6 protein-coding genes are annotated in these 5,494 nt (G+C 31.9%); all 6 read left to right on the forward strand.

From position 1 onward, the window contains the following. The first annotated feature begins 396 nt into the window (after positions 1 to 396). The 6 genes from estA to ABWP20_RS18195 all read left to right on the forward strand — a co-directional run bounded on the left by estA (position 397) and on the right by ABWP20_RS18195 (position 5,433). Positions 397 to 1,839, forward strand: coding sequence for an esterase EstA (gene estA, locus ABWP20_RS18170; protein WP_353097769.1), 1,443 nt, complete (start codon positions 397 to 399; stop codon positions 1,837 to 1,839). Positions 1,840 to 2,053: 214 nt separating this feature from the next. Further along, positions 2,054 to 2,383: a GyrI-like domain-containing protein gene (locus tag ABWP20_RS18175; RefSeq protein ID WP_353097778.1), complete on the forward strand. Its 330-nt coding sequence runs from the start codon at positions 2,054 to 2,056 to the stop codon at positions 2,381 to 2,383. Between the two features lie 357 nt (positions 2,384 to 2,740). Next, positions 2,741 to 3,085, forward strand: coding sequence for a BMC domain-containing protein (locus ABWP20_RS18180; protein ID WP_353097771.1), 345 nt, complete (start codon positions 2,741 to 2,743; stop codon positions 3,083 to 3,085). Positions 3,086 to 3,101: 16 nt separating this feature from the next. Continuing rightward, positions 3,102 to 3,545, forward strand: coding sequence for a EutP/PduV family microcompartment system protein (locus ABWP20_RS18185; protein ID WP_353097773.1), 444 nt, complete (start codon positions 3,102 to 3,104; stop codon positions 3,543 to 3,545). A 2-nt stretch (positions 3,546 to 3,547) separates the two neighbouring features. Beyond that, positions 3,548 to 4,126 carry a cob(I)yrinic acid a,c-diamide adenosyltransferase gene (locus ABWP20_RS18190; RefSeq protein WP_353097774.1) on the forward strand — a complete coding sequence of 193 codons (579 nt, stop codon included), beginning with the start codon at positions 3,548 to 3,550 and terminating at the stop codon, positions 4,124 to 4,126. Between the two features lie 167 nt (positions 4,127 to 4,293). Further along, the gene (locus ABWP20_RS18195; RefSeq protein ID WP_353097776.1) at positions 4,294 to 5,433 is read left to right on the forward strand and encodes a 1-propanol dehydrogenase PduQ; all 1,140 of its coding nucleotides are present in this window, start codon (positions 4,294 to 4,296) and stop codon (positions 5,431 to 5,433) included. Positions 5,434 to 5,494 lie beyond the last annotated feature (61 nt).

A 5,494-nucleotide genomic window follows, 5' to 3' on the forward strand; every position in this document is an offset into this window, starting at 1 on the left:
ATGCAAGCTTTACTAGATACAAGAAACCGTGCACAACGAATACGTTTTGCTAGAATTAAATACGAAGAGGGGTTAACTGTAAATGAAATTGCTCTTTTATCCTATTAGAATCATTCCGTTAAATCAACTAATATTGGAAAGAATCTGTCTATCGCTTACCAAATAATAAAATTAAAATTTAAAATATGTTTATTGTTAATGCTCATATGTTTTACTATATTTTTAATAATTTTTGACTATTTCATAATAAAAAGAAAATTAGGAAAATATTGAAAAACGTGAAAGGTTAATGTATAATTATCAATTATTATAATAAAATGAAAGGGGGTTTAAGGGGAAAGATGATTTATTCAGTCATAATAGTTACTTAAAAATTGAATCAGGGGGAGATGTGAAATGAAAAAAAATTTAAACAAAATAGCAACTATTATTTTATTAGTATTTTCTATGACATTAACAAATTTTTCAATGATTGTAAGAGCAGATGAACCAAAGGCACAAGGAACACAGAAGTTGGAAGCGTCTACTGTTAAAAAAGAAGTAGAAGATACAGATGAGACAATAAAAATACCTACATTAGAAGATATAGACAGCTTAATAGATTCGGCAGAAAAAGTTAGAAGTGAAGAAGATATAAATAAAATGCCTCCATTAAAATTCCCAGTGGAATTTCCAGAAATTAATATTAGGAGTATTATAGGGGGAAATGACTATCCAATTGTTTTAGTTCATGGTTTTATGGGTTTTGGAAGAGATGAATTATTAGGATATAAATATTGGGGTGGAGTAGTTGATCTTCAAGAAAAGTTAAATGCCTCAGGCCATGAGACTTATACAGCAACAGTAGGTCCAGTATCTAGTAACTGGGATAGAGCTTGTGAACTTTACGCTTATATAGTAGGTGGAACAGTAGATTATGGAGAAGCTCATGCAAAAAAATTTATACATAATAGATATGGAAGGACATATCCAGGTATATATAAAAATATAAGCAATGAAAATAAAATACATTTAATAGGTCACAGTATGGGGGGACAAACCATACGTACACTTACACAGTTGTTAAGTGAAGGAAGTGAAGAGGAAATAAATTGTGGACAAGAAAATATTTCACCATTATTTGAAGGTGGAAAGCATTGGATTCATAGTGTTAGTACGATCTCTACACCTAATGATGGTACAACTTTATCAGATTTAATGCCAGCAAAAGATTTAATAAGTTATACATTTGGTGTATTAGGAACAATAACTGGTAAAAACAATTTATTTAGCTCAATATATGATTTAAAATTAGATCAATGGGGATTAAAAAAGCAAAGTGGAGAATCTCAACGCGATTATATTGAAAGGGTTTTAGAAAGCAATATTTGGAATAGTACAAAAGATATATCAACTTATGATTTATCCACAGAAGGTGCGCAAGAGCTTAATACATGGGTAAAGGCTCAACCAGATGTATATTATTTTTCTTGGACAACCCAAGCAACTAAAGAATCTATACTTACAGGTCATTCTATCGCACAAATTGGCCCAATGAATCCTATATTTTATCCAACAGCAAACTTAATGGGAAAATATTCACGTAATCAAAAAGATCTTCCTATCATTGATAAGAAATGGTTCCCAAATGATGGGGTTGTAAATTGTATTAGTCAAGATGGACCTAAGTTAGGTTCTAATGATGTTATTGAAAAATACAATGGTAGAATTAAAATAGGACAATGGAATGCAATGCCTATAATCATAAATACAGATCATATGGACATAGTAGGCACATTTGGTAACGTTAAAGACTGGTATATAGATTATGCAAGTTTTTTAAGTAATTTGTCAAGATAAATAGATGAAATAATAAGATAAAACTAGTTTATCATATTTATGATAAGCTGGTTTTTTATACTGAAATTTATCAAGTCTACCTAATCGGGTTCAACCCATTGTGCAGCTATATCCATATGCTGTATTACATAAGTCTTATACTAAATGGCAAAAGATTTTTGATGCTATAACTATTTAGCAAAGTGTAGGATATATTTTATAAATCGCACAAAATATCACTCATCATCATTGGAGTGGAGTTTACGGATTAGAACTTAGCGATGAAAGAAAGAAGAAACTTTTCGGTCACGAAGTTAATTCCACCAATTATGTTCCTGAGAATATCGAGATATATAGACTGGAATCTTCGCTTTATGCAATTTTTAGAACTCTTGGCCCTATAACTGAAAGTGCACAAAAAACATGGGATTATATATATTCGGTATGGTTAATTGAATCAGAATATGAGCATGCTGGTATTCACGATATTGAATATTACTATTTTAACCAGGGAGAACTCACTACAGACCTTTATGTGCCAGTAGTCTCTAAAAATATAAAATAATTTTTTATATCCCGTATAAAGACAAGATTTAAGTTTCTTGGTCTTGATATAGAAGTTGAAAGCAAAGAAAAAAGCATTTATCTTATGAAGCAATAGCTTTTGTTTTCATAGATCCTTATTTTCATAAAACAAGGCACTCTACGTTCCAATTCGTAGAGTACCTTGTTTTTTTTTATGTGTCCACATCCACTTTTATGTCGGATTTGAATTGCACAAGCAGATAGCCTATAAAAAACTAAAACAAATTCTAAGTGACTAGAATTTGTTTATAAAGGGAATACTTATATTTGCATTATAAAGCAAAGAATATAGTATAAATAATTTGTGTTGTGCTTTTATTATGAAATGAGGGAACAAATGAATACATTAGAAAGAAAGATATTTGAATCAGTACCAGGTAAACAAGTGACATTAGCACATATTATAGCAAATCCAGATGATCGAATCTTTGAAAAATTAGGCCTGAATGATGAAAAGTATCATGCAATTGGTATTTTAACCATAACTCCACCAGAGGTTGCAATTATCGCTGTGGATATAGCTAAAAAGACCGCACCTATTAAAATAGGATTTGTTGATAGGTTCAGTGGGTCTGTATTTATCTTAGGGGATGTAGCAGCTGTAGAATCTGCCATGAAACAAGTTGTTATTTCTTTAAAAGAACTTATGCAGTTTTCTGTCCCCAAAATAACAAGAACGTAATAGGTAGGTATAGAAAATGAAAAAAATTATGTTAATTGGATCAGTTGGAAGTGGGAAAACCACTCTTTGCCAAAGGATTCAAGGAGATAGCATTAAATATAAAAAAACACAATCAGTTGAGTTCTATTCTCAGATGATAGACACACCAGGTGAGTTTGTCCTGCATAGAAGATTCTATAGCGCTCTACAAATGATGGCTGCTAGTTCAGATATCATTGGCTTCGTTTGTAGCGTGACGGAATCAGGCCAGACATTTTCACCCTATTTTGCACAAAATTTTACGAAACCATGTATAGGAATTATTACAAAGATAGATCTAGCACCAAGTGAAGAAGCTATTATAAATGCTGAGAAAAGATTAGAATTAGCAGGTGTTGGGAAAATTTTTCGCCTCTCAGCTGTTGAAGATGAGGGAGTAGCAGAGTTGATAGCCTATCTTTCTAAGGAGAAGGAGGAATAAATTTGCAAATTTATACTAGAACTGGTGATAAAGGTTATACTAAAATAATCGGTGGTATTCAATTAGCAAAAGACAGTGAACGTATAAAAGCATATGGAACTATTGATGAATTGAATAGTTTTGTAGGATATGCTATTACACTTATAAAAAATAATGATTCTTTGAAGAACGAATTAACACAGATCCAACAGTATTTATTTGATTGTGGCAATGATTTAGCAACGCCAGCAGGAAAAGGAACGTATCGAGTTACATCTGCTTTAACAGAATGGATTGAAAAGCGTATTGATGCTCATGAAGGTATTCCTAAAGAAGTGGAATCTTTTATTTTGCCAGGAGGTTCACAATTAGCAAGTATTTTACATATTTGTAGAACAATTGCTAGAAGAGCAGAAAGAGAGATAGTAACGTTTCAATGGACTAATGATATGAATGAAGAAGTTTTAATATTTGTTAATCGCTTATCAGATTACTTTTTTTCATTAGCACGTGTTGCAAATGTAAATGAAGGCATAGAAGATGTGCTTTATGAAAGAAGTGGAAAGGTATTCCATATAGATTTGAAAAAAGAAGATTTATAATAACAAGGAATGCATTTTTTAAAAGGCGTTGATAAGATTAGGACTTAATAATATTCTATTAAAAAACAGAGCATAAAGGCGTTTTAATTTTTAGAGACTAAGCTATAGGAAAATAATCGGATCGATTTATTTTTCTATGGCTTTTTTATGAGAAAGGAGTAGCAGCTATGCAAAAAATAAGATTTGGAACAACATTATATATTGGTGAAGGAAGCCTAGAAAGACTATCAGATTTCAAGAATGAAAAGATTTTGATAGTAACAGATTCTTTTATTGCTTCATCAGAGTTACTTTCACATATTAAAAACTATATTGATAGCAGCACGGAAATAATGGTGTTTTCTGAAGTTATTCCAGATCCTCCAATTGATAACATTGTTGCTGGTTTAGAATATAGTAAGGATTTTCCAGCTACAGTTTTATTGGCAATAGGTGGTGGCTCTGCTATAGATGCAGCAAAGGCTATGATTTATTTTGGTAAATTGACTGAGAGATTTAGTGAGATACGATTTGTCACTATTCCTACAACAAGTGGAACAGGTTCAGAGGTTACGAATTTCTCGATTATCACTGATGATGAAAAGGGAACAAAATATCCATTAATTACGGATCAAATATTGCCAGATGAGGCTATTTTAGATTCTGGTCTTGTTGCAGGTTTACCACCTAAGCAAACTGCTGATACGGGTATTGATGTTCTTACTCATGCTATAGAGGCTTATGTTTCCATTAGTGCCAATGATATCTCTGATGCTTTAAGTGAAAAAGCTATACGCTATGTATTCACTTATTTAGATAGAGCTTATAAAGATGGAAATGATAAAGAAGCACGTGAAAAAATGCATATGGCATCAACAATGGCTGGAATGGCCTTTAACATAGCTTCACTAGGGTTAAACCATGGCATAGCACATGCAGCAGGAGCACGTTGGCATATTCCACATGGAAGAATAAATGGTATCTTATTACCAAATGTTATTCGCTATAATGCAAGGGTTATCAAAGGGAATTATACTAAGAATATTACCCCTGCTGCAAATCGGTATGCAGAAATTGCTAAATTCTTAGGATTAAGTGCTGGAAGCGCACAAATAGGTGTACGAAGTTTAGTAAATGCAATCCTTGCACTTGAAAGGAGACTTTCTATTCCAAAGAGTCTTTCTGAATGGGGAGTTAGCAAGGAACAATTTGAATCAGATAAAAATGTAATAGCAGAAGCTGCTCTCGTAGATCGTTGTACAGCAACAAACCCTATTACTCCAACTAAAGAGGATATAATTAGTATTCTAGAGAAATCATTTATATAAATTTTGTAGAGATGAGCATAATTAAATAATTTTAAAGTTAAAAATCATTAGATATAAATAT

It is taken from the genome of Tissierella praeacuta, assembly GCF_040396155.1.
GTDB lineage: Bacteria > Bacillota > Clostridia > Tissierellales > Tissierellaceae > Tissierella > Tissierella praeacuta_A.